Origin of the sequence: Robinsoniella sp. KNHs210, assembly GCF_000686105.1 — a bacterium.
In the GTDB taxonomy this organism is placed as follows: domain Bacteria; phylum Bacillota; class Clostridia; order Lachnospirales; family Lachnospiraceae; genus Robinsoniella; species Robinsoniella peoriensis.
In genome coordinates this window covers 1,384,514-1,400,911 of sequence record NZ_JMLZ01000001.1, presented here as the reverse complement: position 1 = coordinate 1,400,911, position 16,398 = coordinate 1,384,514, and the positions used below count along the sequence as shown (strand labels likewise).

At 44.9% G+C, this 16,398-nt stretch carries 11 protein-coding genes and 1 riboswitch; all 11 genes read right to left on the bottom strand.

What is annotated here, in order from left to right; genetic code table 11:
* Positions 1-57 precede the first annotated feature (57 nt).
* A complete protein-coding gene (locus CD03_RS32540) occupies positions 58-1,233 on the bottom strand; it encodes an ABC transporter substrate-binding protein (protein WP_052377684.1) in 1,176 nt (391 codons plus the stop codon).
* Positions 1,234-1,552: 319 nt separating this feature from the next.
* Positions 1,553-1,737, bottom strand: a riboswitch (cobalamin riboswitch).
* 27 nt (positions 1,738-1,764) lie between these two features.
* Positions 1,765-2,829 (bottom strand): uroporphyrinogen decarboxylase family protein, encoded by a 1,065-nt coding sequence (locus CD03_RS32535; RefSeq protein ID WP_052377683.1) that lies wholly within the window; start codon positions 2,827-2,829, stop codon positions 1,765-1,767.
* A 39-nt stretch (positions 2,830-2,868) separates the two neighbouring features.
* On the bottom strand, positions 2,869-4,041 hold the full coding sequence (locus tag CD03_RS0105410) for an iron-containing alcohol dehydrogenase (protein WP_242849047.1): 1,173 nt from the start codon (positions 4,039-4,041) through the stop codon (positions 2,869-2,871).
* Entirely contained in the window at positions 4,038-6,131 is a 2,094-nt protein-coding gene (locus tag CD03_RS0105405; RefSeq protein ID WP_044288929.1) for a glycoside hydrolase family 52 protein, read from the bottom strand. Before CD03_RS0105405 ends, CD03_RS0105410 begins: the two co-directional genes overlap by 4 nt.
* Before the next feature lie 126 nt (positions 6,132-6,257).
* Complete coding sequence (locus CD03_RS0105400; protein ID WP_027292753.1) at positions 6,258-8,030, bottom strand: extracellular solute-binding protein; 1,773 nt, start codon at positions 8,028-8,030, stop codon at positions 6,258-6,260.
* Between the two features lie 68 nt (positions 8,031-8,098).
* Positions 8,099-9,001 carry a carbohydrate ABC transporter permease gene (locus CD03_RS0105395; protein ID WP_081820126.1) on the bottom strand — a complete coding sequence of 301 codons (903 nt, stop codon included), beginning with the start codon at positions 8,999-9,001 and terminating at the stop codon, positions 8,099-8,101.
* Between the two features lie 12 nt (positions 9,002-9,013).
* Positions 9,014-9,940, bottom strand: coding sequence for an ABC transporter permease subunit (locus tag CD03_RS0105390; protein WP_027292751.1), 927 nt, complete (start codon positions 9,938-9,940; stop codon positions 9,014-9,016).
* Between the two features lie 260 nt (positions 9,941-10,200).
* Complete coding sequence (locus tag CD03_RS0105385; protein WP_197041628.1) at positions 10,201-12,003, bottom strand: cache domain-containing sensor histidine kinase; 1,803 nt, start codon at positions 12,001-12,003, stop codon at positions 10,201-10,203.
* A 57-nt stretch (positions 12,004-12,060) separates the two neighbouring features.
* Positions 12,061-13,650, bottom strand: coding sequence for a response regulator (locus CD03_RS0105380; RefSeq protein ID WP_027292749.1), 1,590 nt, complete (start codon positions 13,648-13,650; stop codon positions 12,061-12,063).
* A 197-nt stretch (positions 13,651-13,847) separates the two neighbouring features.
* Positions 13,848-15,293 (bottom strand): alpha-L-fucosidase, encoded by a 1,446-nt coding sequence (locus CD03_RS32530; protein WP_052377682.1) that lies wholly within the window; start codon positions 15,291-15,293, stop codon positions 13,848-13,850.
* Positions 15,294-15,307: 14 nt separating this feature from the next.
* On the bottom strand, positions 15,308-16,396 hold the full coding sequence (locus CD03_RS0105370) for a hypothetical protein (RefSeq protein WP_027292748.1): 1,089 nt from the start codon (positions 16,394-16,396) through the stop codon (positions 15,308-15,310).
* Between the last annotated feature and the right edge of the window lie 2 nt (positions 16,397-16,398).

Genomic DNA, 16,398 nt, shown 5'->3' with positions numbered 1-16,398 from the left:
GCGTACCGCAGCCGCTGCGATACGATTTTATTAAGGTAATTGCGGTTACTACCACTGTTAATCCTGATATAATTCCGGATACAGTGCCTTTCCAATCGCATTTAAGCCGTCAATTGTACGAATGCCGCTTGTATAAACATCGCTGAGATTCAGTGGGAATACCTGGCTGTCTTTTACTGCTTTCAGACTGCTGTAAGCCGGATTTTCCGTGATACTCTTTACCGCATCTGAACCTGCACCTTCTCCATATCCATCCATGTGGATCGTAAAAATAACATCCGGATCTAAATTTACAATATCCTCGGCGCTAATATCCTTTGCGGTATCCACCAGTTCTCCGCCCATTTTGGTTACCATATCCCCCGCCAGAGATGTTTTGTCGTAAATACTGATAGTGTCGCCGAGGAACTCTATAACCAGGACTTTTTTCTTCTCCTGGCCCTGTGTCGCTGTGGTTACCTTGTCTACGGACGCTTTCATTTCATCCACAAGTGCCTGGGCTTTGTCTTCCACATTGAAAATCTTTCCTACAGTCAGGATATCCTGATATTCATTGTCTACGGTTCTGTTTTCACTGATATCATTGGAGTTCAATGCCATGTAGGTATTAACGCCATTCTCCTGCCAGTAATCCACGTCCCCCAGGGACTTGTCTGAAAAAGTGGATTTCCATGCCAGAATAAAGTCCGGTTCCAGCATAATGGCTGCTTCCTTGCTCATCGCTGCATTGGAATCCGTGAAATCATTAAATTCCTTATCTTTAATTTTGGCATAAGCCTCACGCAGAGACGGCGAAATATCATCTTCGCTCACCCCAATGATGGAAATAATGTTGTCTTCCAATCCAAGTGCCAGCATTGTCTCAACGGAATTCTGCCATGCCGTGATTACGTTTTTCGGTGCTTCCGTAAAGGTCTCTTCCACGGGTTCCTTATTAAAATTGAAAGTACTGATTGTCACCGGATAATGGTCTGTCTCTGATTTTGATGCTGACTGCGCTGCTGTTTCAGATTCACCGGATACATCTGTAGAACCTTCTGAAGACTCTCCCGCTTTATTATCGGTCTGTGCCGCAGTCTCTGTCTCCGTTTTTGCCTCTGTTTTCGCCTCTGTAACAGCTTCTGTTTTTGCCTCTGTCTGCGCCTGCGTTGCTGCCGTACTATTTCCTGATCCACAGGCTGTCAATACTCCCATTAAGCCTGCCAGTGCGATAACTGCTAATTTCTTTTTCATCTGAATTTCTCCTTTGTTTTTTATTTATACCACCGCATATCCCATATTTTAAAAAGAAAATACTTATCTGTTTTAAACAAAAAAAATGCCCGCGTAATCGCAGACATTTTGTTAAAAGCCACATAAAATATTCAGAAATCCGGGCAAACTTTATCTGATGGCCCTGACCGGAGTGTCTCTGAAAAATAATTGCACCATTCACCCCTCTTAACTGGACAGATCAGTCAGAGTTCTGTAGATACAAGCATTTTTCAGACACACTCAAAGAATATTGATGGACTTATTTCTCTGTATATGGAATGGATACTTTCTGCGGAAGATACCAACCCTATATTAAGCAGGTTTCCTGACTTATGGTTATAACGCAAAGACATGCCTTCTCACAAAAATGCAATGGCTCTCTATGGCTTTGCTCACCAATCACAGTGACCGGATCGTTTAGGATTCTACACCTAATTCCCTTTTACCCCACATGCAGCGGGCACTTAATATTTTATGCTTGTACATTCTACACCCTGTTTTGATATAAAGTCAACCGTTAATTGCAGTATTGATAACTTTTGTTCTTTCGTACATTCCAACATACCCCACAGTTTCTTCATACAACGCCCGAAGGCTTTCTAATTTCCAGTCTTCCGTTGACCCGTTCCCCATGGTAACCATTAAGCGTCCATCTTCCCGCCAATAGGCATCCAGAAGATACCTGACTTCCTCTCTCACCTCTTCCGGTGTTCCAAAAGGTATCGTCTGCTGCACATCGAATCCCGCAAGAATACAAATCTTGTCTCCGTATAAGGCGGCAATCCTTTTTTCATCCATGGTATATTTTTGTATGGGATGAATGACATCCAGCCCAATTTCAATAAACTCCGGAAGAAACAACTCAATGTTTCCGCAGGTATGAAGCCAGAAATGGGTACCAAGTTCATGGGCCTTCCCGAATATCTGCTGATAATAGGGTTTAAAGAATTCCCGGAAGATATCCAGTGAAAAAAACGGGGAGTTTTGTGTTCCCAGGTCATCTGAGACAAAGAATCCGTCGATTTTCATCTCCGTGCAGGCTCTCTCCATAATCCGTATATAGAAGTCCGTCAGTTTTTGATAGAGGCGGTGGATTTCATCGGGGTATAAATAAAAATCCATCAACGCATTTTCCATGCCCCGCAGCGACCAGTGGCGTTCAAATAATCCATACCACCATCTTGCCAGGGTATATCGTTCTCCGGAGGGCTTCTTCTCCGGGATCAGCCCAGGATACTCTGGATCCGGAAATGTCTCAAAGAATTTTTCTGCTTCCCCGCTCTCCCAGTCTTCAATTAAAATCCTGGCATCCCATCCTTTTTCCTCCATATCTTTCATATCTGTGCCTGCCCAGCGGTAATCCGGATCATCTGCCGGAGCATGAATCAGATCGGGAATGTTCAGAAACACATCCTCAATATCTCTTGGATAACCGGAAAGCCATGCTTCTCTTTCCTTTGGATTCCAGCCAAACACATTCTCTCCGATCCACAAATCATAGAGAATCGGCGGTCTGGATGCTGCTCCTCTGCCTTCAATTACGTCTTTTACTTGCTGCTTGCTTAAACAGTTCATCTGCCTTACACTCCTTTTCTTTCATGCAGGTGCCAGATTCTAATCCCGCTCATAGCAGGAAACCAGCAGCTCATACATTTCCTCAATGTCAGCCACTCTCGGGTTGTTCAGATAATCGCCCAGTACCTGTCCGCAGTCTGCAATCTCACGGATATCTTCCATGGTAACCCCAAGTTCTTTATAGCCAGTCCAGAGACCGATCTTTTTTAAGAAACGGTCTATTTCCTCACAGCATTTTGCCGCAGCTGTATCTTCGGTTTCCGACTGGAGCCCGGGATTTAAAATTCTTCCTACTGCAGCAAATTTCTCCACTGCTGCGGGGTAAGTGTATCTGGTAAATGCGGGATAAAACGCAGCCAGTGCCTGTCCATGAGTCACCTGGGGACAGTGGCCTCCCACCTGCATGCCCAGTCCATGGGGCAGCGTTACACCGGCATTGGCGTTTGTCAATCCACCCAGGGTATCCGCCCATGCCATCCTGGAACGGGCTTCCATGTCATTCCCGTCTGCCAGCGCTTTGGGCAAATATTCCACAATGGCTGCTATGGCTTCCAATGCCATCCGTTCAACCATTGAACTGGTATTTATCGAGAGATATGCCTCAAAATTATGACAGAATGCATCGAACCCGGTTTGTGCTGTTACCGCTTTTGGCATACTCCTGGTCAGTTCCGGGTCTACAATTGCAATTTTGGGAAAAATATTCCGATGCCAGACTGCAGACTTATCCTTGTCTTTCGTCCGGGTAATCACAGCACACTGGGTCACCTGTGAACCCGTTCCTGCGGTTGTCCCGATTGCAATCACCGGCAGTGTCTTATCTGTGGGCCCCTCTGTATGGCAGTTATAATCCCATACGGTACCGGGGTGTGACGCCTCCACTGCGATTGCTTTCGCGGTGTCCATTGCAGATCCGCCCCCCAGTCCAATGATTACCTCTGCCCCAAGTTTTTTTGCCATTTCAGCGCCTTCTGTTACCAGATCAGTAGTAGGATTGGGTGATACACCGTCATAATGTGCCGTTTTAATACCTGCCCCCTGCAAAAGTTCAAGAACCCGGCGGGCTGCATTTACAGAGGATTTTCCTTTTCCAGTCACCAGCAGTGCTTTATTTCCAAACCGCTTTACCAATTTTGCTGTCTCTACCAGCTTCCCGCACCCAAAGATTATTTCGGTGGGGCTATAGTAAGTAAATGCCTTCATTTTTGTCATTCCTCCATCCATAAAATGCTTGTTACACCACGGGGATAATATTTGCTTGCACTGATGATGCCGCTTACAATCTGATCCGACCAGCACCAGTATGAATGCTCCGGATGGGTCAGCCAGTCCACGTGCGCCCGGTCTGCTTCTTCCATATAAGTCTTCCGGTCAAATCCAAGAATTTTTCCTGCAATAAACTCAGAGAGATAAATTTTGCTGAGCCAGGAATTATTACTTGTGGAAGAGAGCTTCCATCCGCCGTCTGAAAAGATACAGACTCCCTTTTGCATCACTGTTTCAAAATGTTTTTTCAATGCCCGGATATATGCTCCGTAAATGCCGTCTTCTCTGCAGGCTTCTTTTAAATCCAGCACATATGGGAAAATCAGCCCTTCAATTGCAGGAATGATCTTAGAATCATTATCCTCATCCATAACAGCCGGTATGTATCCGCCTTCCGTCATATGAGACCGTATCGTTTCTGCACACCTCTGCGCCTGCAGTGCCGACTGTTTGGCAAGACCTGCCTCCCGGTTCGTTTCAAAATAATCTTTCAGGCCCACATAAGCTGCCCAGCATTTTCCCGCCAGATAGATATTGTTCCTGGCTTGTCCCAGAGATACATCCAGGCTGTCATAAGTGGTGATCTCCGCGCCCCCTTTCGTCTGGGTGCTGTCCAGTCCCATAACCCCGTTTCGTTTGTGCTGATCGGGATGATCCCGGTTAACCATGCTGGCAAAACAGCTCTTCAATGTCTCTTTGCGGCTGTCACTCCATGACTGATCCCCGGTCTGTTTTATGTACACCAGGGCACAGCAGGTCCAGTTTACCAGCTGTTCATGGCTCATATAAGAAAAGCAATCCGTTAACCGGCATTTTTCATAGGCAGACCTCCCCTCTGGTGCAAATACATTCGCCACGCCACAGTCATGGCAAAAGCTTATGCCGCCCTCATACTCAGTGTCACTGCCCGGAAACCGTACCTTATCCTCATAGGAATAATTCCGGAGATAAAAATCAAGTTCGTTACGGACCGTCCATGGATTCATTTTCATTTCAAAGAACAACTGGTCAACCGTCAGATCCATGGTATTCATCATCCGGAATTCGCCCTCATTGATGATCCAGAGCGGCTCTCCGTCTTTGATCAGAAATTGTGATGAATTGTAATAACTTTTTATGGAATGCCACAACATAAAACGCTGTTCCGGGGTAAGGCTTTCCTTGTCAAATCTCAGGTTTGCTTCCCGGCATTTTTCCACAATCCGGTCAAATACGTAAAGTGCATAGCTGCCTACTTCCTCAATGTTACGAAAATATCTGGTATAGTAATATTTTGTATCAATCCCGTAAGTTGCCTGTGTGCCATGATAAAAGCAGACTGCAAAGCGAAAGGTCTTCTTTGTATCCTCTGGTACATCCAGCACCAGTAATGCTGTCTTTCCCAGCCGGAAGTTCCAGTTATCACGATCCTCTTCTCCCAAGATACACTCTGGGCAAAATCCGCCCGCCGGATGGGCATCCTGATCCAGGGTAAAAACCGCCAGATTTCCCCCCTGTCCCACACCATGCATTTTTCCCGAGGAAAGAGGACGCATGCCATACCGTTCTTCTACTTCATTAAATCCGAAAAATGCCTTTCTTCCATTGGGGCATCCGCGGTTATCAATGGTTAACTCAGCCAGTACAGCGGGTACAATTACTTCTTTCAGACATTCCTCATCGCAGAATTTTGGATCCGGTATGGATTCCACCTGATTATAGAGGGTGAACGTTATGTCTCTGGCTTTCCAGCTATCGCTGCTTACCCGGAAGTCTCTCTCTATTTCAGAAGCCGGAAACCGGTCAAAATATCCTTCCTGTTCCTGGGTGTCTTCTTTTTCCACATCGTACTGTTTACTCTCATCATCTTCATTTTTAAAAAAGGGAAAGCTCTCATAGCTTCCTCCTTCACGCCGTTCCACTCCGATATAAACATTTGTATCTGCAGGTCCTCTGCGCTCCATCCCGGGACCCCCGGCTGCGCCGGGGAATCCAAGTGTGAAACTGGCATATGCGCCAATTGGTGAGTGATTTGCATTAAACATTATATTTTTCATTATTTCTGCTCCTTATATCCTGCTGCAATTTCAATACGGTTATATATCATTTCATACTCAAATTCTGCTGCACAAGCATACTATTGCATTGGTTTTCCATGCTGCCCGGCATCTGCAAAACTGCATTTATTTCATCCCGAAGGCTTCTGCTTCTTTTTCCGCAGCCGCATACAGCTCTTCTATTTTCGCAGTTGCTTTTGAGTATTCTTTACTCTCCAGACCTTTCAATGTCTCTTCTTTGCAGGCAGCAAAATCCTCTGCCGTTGCCGTCATAATTGCATTTACACCCTGTACATTCATATATTGTTCGCACTGTGCTATGATGTTGAGTGTTTCCTCATCGGGACTCTGCACCAAGGTGGGATAGAGATAGAAATCTGTGATCGTATCGACTTTTTCTTTCTGCCACATATCATAGAGAACCTGGCCCGGATATTGATAATCTCCCCCTTCTTTTTGGGAGTAATATTCACAGTAGCTCTTATCTGTATCGGTAATTGTGGCTGCTTTCTGCTCATCCGATTTCATCAGGTCTGCCGGATATCCGTCGGAAAGTACCTGGATATCTTTGAATCCGCAAAGTTTATTGTAAAGGTTAACCCCAACATTAAGCTTATAATCCGGATCTGTCTTAGACTGGGTAATAAATTCCTCTGATGGCTGCACAACGCCATCCTTACTGGTCCAATGTGTACCTTCTACTCCGCTGTAAATCAGACGGGCACCTTCTTCTGAATTCATGAAATCAATCAGTTCCATTGCTTTCTCCGGATTCTTACAATTCTTGGTAATCGCTGTGGCATACTCTATACCACTTCCAAGAGGTGCGGTTGTTGAAACAATACCGGAAATATAATCATATCCGTCGTACGGCAGTTTTTGGTAACTCCAGTCCGGATGTCCGTTCGTCTGGAAAAATGTATTAATACCTTCCGTCTGCCAGCTTGCATATGCCATCATCACCTGTCCGTTCTTGCATTTTTCCCAGAACTGATCATTTTTCATTGTAAATGCTTCCGGGTCCAGAATGCCCATGTTATAAGCTTTGTTGTAAAATTCCAGGGACTGCCAGAATGCATCACTTGCAAACACTCCCTCTACGGACTTCGTCTTATAGTTAAAGATGGTTGAGTTGGCAAGATCCGTATATCCCATTTCTCTGGTATTTGCCAGCCACCATGGCCATAGACCCCAGTCACTCCATCCGGAAATTGCATAGATCTGCTTTCCGTCTGCCAGATTCTTTTCCCTTGCATATTCCTGCATTTCTTTCAGTACATTCAGATAGTCATCGGTAGTTTTAATTTCCGGACATCCGATTGCCTCATAGATATCCCATCTTGTCATCAATCCTACATTTTCAATAGAATAGCTGACATTGGGATGCTCTTCATTTGCCTGGTATGCCAGTACCGGCAGATAATAAACCTTATCTTCTCCGTTACTTGCAAACTGCTTAGAATACTTCAGGCGGTCCGGAAAATTTTTCTTAATATTTTCCCCATACTGGTCAATCAGTTCGTCCATGGGCATCAGCTGCCCGCTTGTTATCAGATTGTTGGATGCCACGTTCTGCTGAGCCGGATTGGTATAGATGATATCCGGCAGATCTCCCCCTGCAACCAGAATACTGAATTTCTGAGCATCGCCCTGCACAATTTCCATTTTGATTCCCAGTTTTTTTTCAATTTCCTTTGCTACTTCATTAGTCTGGATACCGGGAGTCAGAACTTCTGTATTCCAGATGGTAAGGGTCACCGGTTCATCAGAACTTGCCTGTGAACCGGCTGTAGTACTTCCTGTATCCGTCTTCTCTTCACTTTTTCCGCACGCTGCAGCAGACATGCATATTGCTCCTGCCAATAATAAAGCCGTTATTTTTCTTAATTTATTTTTCATATGATGATTCCTCCCATTTTTATATCGTTATCATTGTTATATCGTTAATCATTGTTTTCTTATTTTAATCATCCTTTGACTGCTCCCATCATAATACCCTTTACAAAATATCTCTGAAGGAACGGATATACACACATAATTGGTAATACTACCAGCACCGTGATACACATTTTAATCGAAGAAGGTGTAATGGAACTGGTTACTGCGGATGCATCAATTGCATTACTGGACATGCTCTGAAACCGGTTTGCCTGATTCAGGTAATTATAGAGCACCATCTGCAGGGTCTGTAATTTTGCATCGGAAACCAGGAAGTAGTTGTCCTGCCACTGATTCCACTGTCCCACCATGGAGAATACCCCTACAGTCGCCACTATTGGCTTTGACAGTGGGAAAATAATTCTCCCAAAAATTGTCATCATTCCCGCCCCGTCAATTTTCGCGGACTCTTCCAGCTCTTTTGGCAGTGACTCCATGTAAGTCTTCAACAGGATGACATAATAAGCAGAAAGCGCACCCGGTAAAATATAAAGCAGGAAATTATTCTGCAGCCCGTATGCTTTCATGGTGATATACCATGGAATTAAACCTGCATTGATGTACATTGTAATAATAACAAAACGGTATACAATTTTTCTGTAATACATTTTCTGGTTCGTAACCAGGTATGCAAAGAAAGAAGAACTGATAATGGTAATCCCGGTTCCCAGCAGCGTTCTGAGAATGGAGATCAGATATGCTCCCGGTATGTCGTTCAGTTTGATAATCCCTTTATAAGTATCCAGGTTAAACCCTTTTGGCAAAAGGAAAATCCCTTTGGATGCCTGTGCAGGATCACTGATGGAATAAATTATTACGTAGTAAAATGGATAAATGCAGATAATGACCAGTAAAATGCAGATTAAATAAATAAAAATATCTGCTATCCTTTCCGACAATGTTTTTTTCGATTTCAATCTTTTCGTTATCATTCTATTCCCCTCCTATACAATCGACTCACCGCGAACCCTCTTGGAAAGCTGGTTTGCCGTGAAGAGAAGTATGACAGATATAATCGTTTTTGACATACCAAGGGCAATGGACTGGGGATAATCATTCGTCAATACACCGATCTTAAACACATAGTAGTCAAGAACTTCTATCTTGTCTGCGGTCAACGGGTTATAGAATACAAAATACTGTTCAAAACCATTACTCAGCATATTGCTGATTGCCAGCAGAAGCTGTACAAAAAACGTTGCGTATAATCCCGGTACGGTAATATGCCGTATGGTCTGCAGCCTGTTTGCACCATCCACATGAGCAGCATCATAAAGTTCGCTGTCAATACCCGCTATGGATGCGATATAGATAATTGCACTCCACCCCAGGCTTTTCCAGGTTGCCAGCGCCCACTGGAATGCCCATGCATGTTTGTTGTCACCAAGCAGATTCACCGTTTTCTCTATCCCTAATGATTTAAAGACGCCCGCAACCATACCATCGGTAGAAAACATTGCAAATGCCAGTGTAAATACTACAATCCAGCTGATGAAATTCGGAAGTGTAGTGGTGGTCTGAACCAGTTTGCGGAATTTCGAATTTTTTATCTCATTCAGCATAATTGCAAAAACAACTGCAAGGGGCATTGTTGTAATACAGATTGCACTCATCGCCAGGGTATTTCGCATTACCCGGAATAACTCTGACTTATTTGCCCAGATCTTAGCAAATGTCTTCAGTCCCACAAAATCACAATCAAACAATGACATTCCGGGATGATAATCGAAAAATGCATATGCCCATCCCAAAAGCGGGACATAAGCAAATGCGAAAACCAAAATCAGGAAAGGAACGGACGCAAGGAAAAACTTCTTTCCCTCCGGCATTTTCCTTCTGACAATACCCTTTCCATTTGGTATCTTTCGCATAAAAAAACCTCCTTCTCTTCTGAACTTTATTGGTTAACCTTATAGACAATATTATAGGGAATCCCACACTACATTTCGATAAAGGATATTCTCATTTTCTGTCTTAAATTCAGTCAGCCATATTTCAGAATACGAAGGAGATTTTCTAAAAATTGTATTTCGTTATGATTTTATGTACTTTCTTGTGCTCTTTTATATAATTGCTGTCATTATATATTGTTTATAACTTATCTGCTGTTCCCACTTTGCAGCAATGATTTTTAAACAGGCTTTATAACCGGCATAACCAGATATATACAGGTGGATTTCCCCGGTATACTTTCCAGCCTGATTCCGTATGCGTCCCCAAAGTGTACCTTTAACCTCCGATGCACATTCACAATGCCTACATGATTCTTATAAAGCTCCTTCTGTTTCTCCGCCTGCTTCAGTAATTGGCAAAGTCGTTCCTGCTCTTCCTCCTGAATTCCGCTGCCGTTATCTTCAACGTACACCTGAAGCTGATTCTCTTTCTGCTCTGCTCCCATCACAATCATGCCGGCTCCACCGGAATCTGCAAATCCATGTTCAATGGCATTTTCCACCAGGGGCTGCAAAATGAATTTAAGTACCAGAAGCTCCATCAGCATATCCGGTATCTCAAATTCCATGATAAGCTTACCACCGTAACGGCAATTCATGATCGTAATATAGGTAGACATGTAGTCTACTTCCTGTCTGAGGCTCCACAATTCTCCCTGACTGCGGTACATTGGCTGCAGCATTCTTCCCAGTGCGCAGAAACACTCTTCCAGGGGTTCATTCTGTCCCAGCTTTGCCATAAAGCGCATGGTGCTCAGGGTATTAAATAGAAAATGCGGATTTAACTGACCCTGCAGGGCTTCTTTTTCCAAAATTCTTTTCTCTTCTTCCATATCCCGGATCTGGTCGATCATGGTATGAATACTCCTGGACATCCGGTTAAACTGCCGTCCCAGCATTCCCAGTTCATTTTTGCTGCTTTCATCCAGCTGTTCTCCCAGAGAACCATTTTCCATCCGCTCCATCGCCGCCCTCAGACGTTTCAGCGGTTCAGTCAGCCGATAAAGGCTGTACGCCGACAATGCAAGTGCTACCAGAAGCCCCCCTGCCGCAAGAACCAGAAACCAGCGTTTCAATGAAACCAGGCTTCCATAGAGCGATTCTTTGGGAATCTCCGTTACAATGGTCCAGGGCAGTCCCTGTATCCGATGGTAATTAATCTGAATATTTTCTTTCATCAGGTAGCCGTCACCGGTCTTTTCCAGCTCACGAGGGGTAAACTCTGCCTGTTTTCCTACTTTTTCGCTGTTCTGATGAACTACGATTATGCCCTGGTCATTCATCAGATAACTTTCTCTTTCATCCGGAGTATCTGACTTTGTAAAAAGATCTGCAAGTGCATTTTGGCGGATATTCACTACTACAGTGGCATATCTTCCCGTTCCCAGCCAAATACTGCCGGCTGCGGTTATATATGGCACCTCCTTCGCTTCCTGCTCCATGGCAAAATCCAGATTCGTATACCCTCCAAACCACAGTACCTTCCCCGGATTTTTCAGAGCTTCCTCCTGAATCCCCAGGGAATACCATGGCAGATCCAGAGCCGGTATCCTGGTTACCATATTCTTCTTCTCCAAGACTCCCAGAGCCGTACCGTCATTTCCATAGTAATAAATAGAATCCAGGTATTCATAATTCCCCATCACGACATTGGTATAATCAAAAATCTGCATCGCTTTCTGGATGCTGTCAAACTGGTTTTTCCATCCCTGACGCATATAGTCCTGAAGAGAGTCCTGAATCATAAAAAGACGCAGTATTTTTTCCACCTCCTGGGTGTAGCGGATAATGTTATACTGATTTTGTTGGAAATACTGCTGCATCATACTGGCTGACTGTTCCTGAATCACTTTTTCGGAACGTTTGTAGCTGAATATGGACACAACTCCCACCAGGATTGTGATCGTCACCATAAAGACTGCCAGCAGCTGTGACTGGAGCCGTCTGCTGAATGCCTGTCCGTTATTCTTTTTTCTTCTCATGGCTTCTTCCGCCTTTCCTGTCCCGGAGCACATCCTCTAATACCAGCCAGAGCATGTTTATACCCCTTTTTTAAATGAATTGGGAGATTGACCGGTCACTTTCTTAAAGGTACGGCTGAAATAACTTTCATCGAGAAACCCCACCTTCTCAGCTATCTCATATGATCTTAAGTTGGTACTGCGCAGCAGCTCCTTCGCTTTTTCAATCCGGTAGTTCATAATATAATTGGTTAAATTTACACCAAGTTCCTTCTTGAACAAGCCGCACACATAAGTCCTGCTCAATTCTACCATTTGGGAAACCTGATCCAGGGTGATATCTTCCGGATAATGCAGGCTGATATAATACAGGATATCTTTGACCGGCTTACTTAATAATGTCTGCTCACCGGAACTAACCTGACGATATTCCATACAGGATTCATAAACCTCCAGGACCCCGTCAAAAGTCTGGCTGTTTTTCAGTCTGGTTATAAACTGCTCTGTGATCTGGTATCTTTGCTGGCCTTCTGGCAGAATTCTGCACATCTCTACATTGATGGCATGTTCAAAATAATGCCGGATGGTAACCGGATTTTCATGCTGGCAGAATCCTGCTTCCGCCTCATGAAGCCGCCTGGCAGCAGACTCATCCATTTTCATCTGTAAAATTAACCGCCCCATCTTTCTGCGGATCAGCCGCTTACAGTGATCCGGGTTCTGTGCATTATACAAGGTATTCCGGTTCAATCCATAAAAGAATTTCTTTTCCAGCGCCTGGCAGCACTGATGGTACATTTCATAAAGTTCGTCACCGCTATTGCCCCGGCTGCTTATGGCGAAGGAAACCGTGCTTTTCACACACCGCTGCAATACCTCCCGCATTTTTTCCAGCTGCTGCTGCAGCTGTCCGGACAGAATTTCACTGTCCCCGGCCTCTTCCAGGATCATGATAAATCTCCCATCCTTTTCCGGAAGCAGAATATGGTTTTCCTCCACCAGCAGTTCTGACAGGATATTCTCTACTGCCGAATCCAGGATACTGCCATAAGAATCGTTGAATATCCGTTTGCTTTCCGTATAGTTATCAATCTCCAGTGCCACCATCTGCATTTGCTTTTCCGCATCAGAAAATTGTTCTTCCAGCATCATTTTCCAATCCTGGCCCACATCCAGGCGGTAATAGAGGAAATTGCGGAGTGAGTCCTCAAACCGTTTTCTTTCCATCCCGTTTTCCTGTTTCTTCTGGCTTCTGTCCATGACAACCAATTCTCTTTTGACCTTCTCCAGGACTTTTTCCATATCTTTCTGTGTCATGGTCAGCTTTAATACATAATCGGAAACCCCAAGTGAAATGGCTTCCCGCACAATATTGAATTCTTCCATGCAGCTGAGGATGATAAATCTGGTCCGCTCATCCTTTTGCCGTATTTGCCTGATCAGTGAAATTCCATCCATCACGGGCATCTTAATATCCGTTATGACAATATCCGGCTGAAAGGCTTCCCATGCTTCCAGTGCCCGCTGCCCATTCTCCACATCAGCTGCCACCTCCATCCCCAGCTTCTCCCAGTCAACAGACATCTTGATTCCCAGCCTCACAAACATTTCATCTTCTGCAATTACAACCTTATACATGTTCTTTCCCCCATGATCCCATGTTTTCATACATCAAAACTCTCCGAACCCCAAATCTGACCGATTTGCGCCTCCGAGAGTATTTGATGATTCATTGTATTTATTATATCATAAAATCCGTTCATGAATATATGCAACGTTCGTAAAATTTATAGCATGTTTCGTATATCTTCAGCCATCCTTTCTGCAAAAAGCAGTGCTGATACTGCCACAAAAGGATTCCCGGTCTAAAAAGGAGACTTCCGGGCAATTTCCAGTACCCAGGCATACTCACAGGGCTTTTGATCCGGAAGATTTACAACCAGCCCCTCATCCGTACAGCTCCACTGCAGCGGTTTTCCATCACCCAGCATGGTAATCTCTTCTATTTCTCCCGGATAGAACCGGGCGGCACTTCTGATGACTGCCTTTCCATCCTGCGGCCACCCAAGAAGTGCCGCATAAAGCATGTTTCCATTAACGGTAAACCGGATATCCTCCGGCCCATACTGAAGCTTTTCTCCTTCACTGAACATACCGGCCTTTTCCATTTTAGCCGGGCCTTCTCCGAATGTCATCCAGGGTGTGGTATCATAGATTGCATCACCGTTAACTTCCAGCCATTTTCCCATTTCCAGAAGGATATGTCTGGCTTCTTCCGGAATCTCTCCATTGGGTTTTGGACCTACATTGAGCAGGAGATATCCGTTCTTGCTCACATTGTCAATGAGATAGTGTACCAGTTCCTCCGGCTGCTTATATTCCGCATCAAACAGATAGCACCATCCCTCCCCGTCATCTACGGTGGTATCGGTGATCCATTCGTGATACATCATCCGGTCAAATCTTCCCAGTTCCAGATCAATGACACCATTTCCCACCGGAAGATCCTGATATTTATAGGTAATGACTACTTCTCTTCCCTGCTCTTCACTTTTATTATAGTAATAAGCCAGCATCTCTTCCCGGTAGGTTTCCGGCATAAATCCCAGACCAAAGTCAAACCATAGCATATCCGGTGAAAACCGGTCGATAATTTCCTTGCATTTTGCAAGCCATTTGTCACAAAATGCTTTATCTGGCAGAGTCTGTGCATTCCAGATCGGCCATTCGCCCTTATCCGGTATCCCGTCCTTCCAGTCCAGGTCATGCGGGGTACCGTACAGATCAAAATACTCCGGATCCGATAAATCTGTTCCCTCTGCCCAGTGTGGAAAGAACCTCCAGTTTTCCGCATGATGAAGCGCCACCATATACTTCATTCCCTGCGCCCGGATCTCCCGTTCCATCTCCGCCACAACATCTGCTTTGGGACCCATTTTCGCAGAATTCCACCGGTTTAAACCGGTGTCCCACATACTAAATCCGTCATGATGCTCGCCTACTGGTCCTGCAAATTTTGCTCCTGCCTTGGCAAATAATTCGGCCCATTCCCTGGCATTGAACTTTTCTCCGGTAAATGCCGGGATAAAATCCTTATATCCATATACGGATGGATCTCCGTATGTTTTTGTATGGTAATCATATTGGGGACTGCCTTTCTGATACATATAAAAGCCATACCAACTTCCATTGGGTCTGCAGGCAGGTACAGAATAAATCCCCCAGTGTGTGTAGATTCCGAACTTTGCCTTCTGAAACCATGACGGTGTTTGATGGGTTTTCAGTGAATTCCAGGATGCTTCATATTTCATAATGTACTTCCTCCTCATGCATGTGTATTTTTTTCCACATAGCGTATAATCTTATTGGCTTCATCCACGGTATCTGCATAAGTATGCAGATACAGCCCCCTGGATGACAGGTTATCAAGCAATGCGGGAATATCCGATGCCGGAGTCAGCACCAGGATCTTTTTCCCTGCCTCCTGCATCCGCTTCAGTGCAGGAATAAAATGTGCGGGACTTTCCTGCCCATCCACATTAGTCCATTGAATCATTTGAAGCTCTTTCAGGTCCAGTAAATGATCCAGATGGCTGATCTGTTCTTTTCCGTCAAAATGGTAAACAGGATATTCTTCCCATTCCATCTGCTTTTTGAGTTCCGGTACCACAAACTTCTGATAACAGTCCGGCGAGAACATGACAGACATATCACACTGCATCTGGGCATGGCGCCCCGGTGCCCAGGTGTCCATCCACCCAACACAGCTGCCCCCTTCGTTGCAGTTCTTCCCCAATTGATAGAAAGTCTCCGCCGCATCTGTCCAGCCTTCATTGATTGTTGATATGGCCGCCTGAACTGCCCCGGGACAGCTATACATGTCCATCATGGTTTCCATAGAACCATGCAGATGTCCGATGGCATCCAGTGTGCCGCAGTTATCCGGCATAGACAGCAGATAATTTCCCATGCCCTTTTCTGCAAGGTATTGGACAATCTCCCGCTGGCGGCGGTAGAATTTATTTTCACGGTCATATTTCCATTGGTGCTCCTCCAGGTCTTCCACCACTGCATCAAACCAGATCGTATCCGCTTTTAATGTGTATTTACCACCGTAGTAAACACAGTGCCCGGAGGCTCCAAAATTTGGCATCACCAGGGGCAGTGACTCCCCTCCGAAATAGGTATGTTCCAGCCTCAGGATATTACGTTTCCAGATCCGCTCCGGGTTCATCCAGTAATCTTCCAGATCTTCCGGGTCATTTGGATTACATTCACCGGGAGCAAATATGTGTACATTTGTTTTACCGTCCCGTGGAGCTGCAACGGATATACAGCAGCGATCCAGTATCTCATTGTCCCATAACGCTGTCAGTCTGGCTTTTGCTTTTTCCCAGTCTTCTTTATAGTACATAA

Excerpts from the sequence above, each read along its gene's own strand:
- CD03_RS32540 (WP_052377684.1), bottom strand. The coding sequence starts at position 1,233 with ATGAAAAAGAAATTAGCAGTTATCGCACTGGCAGGCTTAATGGGAGTA.
- CD03_RS32535 (WP_052377683.1), bottom strand. The coding sequence starts at position 2,829 with ATGAACTGTTTAAGCAAGCAGCAAGTAAAAGACGTAATTGAAGGCAGA.
- CD03_RS0105410 (WP_242849047.1), bottom strand. The coding sequence starts at position 4,041 with ATGACAAAAATGAAGGCATTTACTTACTATAGCCCCACCGAAATAATC.
- CD03_RS0105405 (WP_044288929.1), bottom strand. The coding sequence starts at position 6,131 with ATGAAAAATATAATGTTTAATGCAAATCACTCACCAATTGGCGCATAT.
- CD03_RS0105400 (WP_027292753.1), bottom strand. The coding sequence starts at position 8,030 with ATGAAAAATAAATTAAGAAAAATAACGGCTTTATTATTGGCAGGAGCA.
- CD03_RS0105395 (WP_081820126.1), bottom strand. The coding sequence starts at position 9,001 with ATGATAACGAAAAGATTGAAATCGAAAAAAACATTGTCGGAAAGGATA.
- CD03_RS0105390 (WP_027292751.1), bottom strand. The coding sequence starts at position 9,940 with ATGCGAAAGATACCAAATGGAAAGGGTATTGTCAGAAGGAAAATGCCG.
- CD03_RS0105385 (WP_197041628.1), bottom strand. The coding sequence starts at position 12,003 with ATGAGAAGAAAAAAGAATAACGGACAGGCATTCAGCAGACGGCTCCAG.
- CD03_RS0105380 (WP_027292749.1), bottom strand. The coding sequence starts at position 13,650 with ATGAAAACATGGGATCATGGGGGAAAGAACATGTATAAGGTTGTAATT.
- CD03_RS32530 (WP_052377682.1), bottom strand. The coding sequence starts at position 15,293 with ATGAAATATGAAGCATCCTGGAATTCACTGAAAACCCATCAAACACCG.
- CD03_RS0105370 (WP_027292748.1), bottom strand. The coding sequence starts at position 16,396 with ATGTACTATAAAGAAGACTGGGAAAAAGCAAAAGCCAGACTGACAGCG.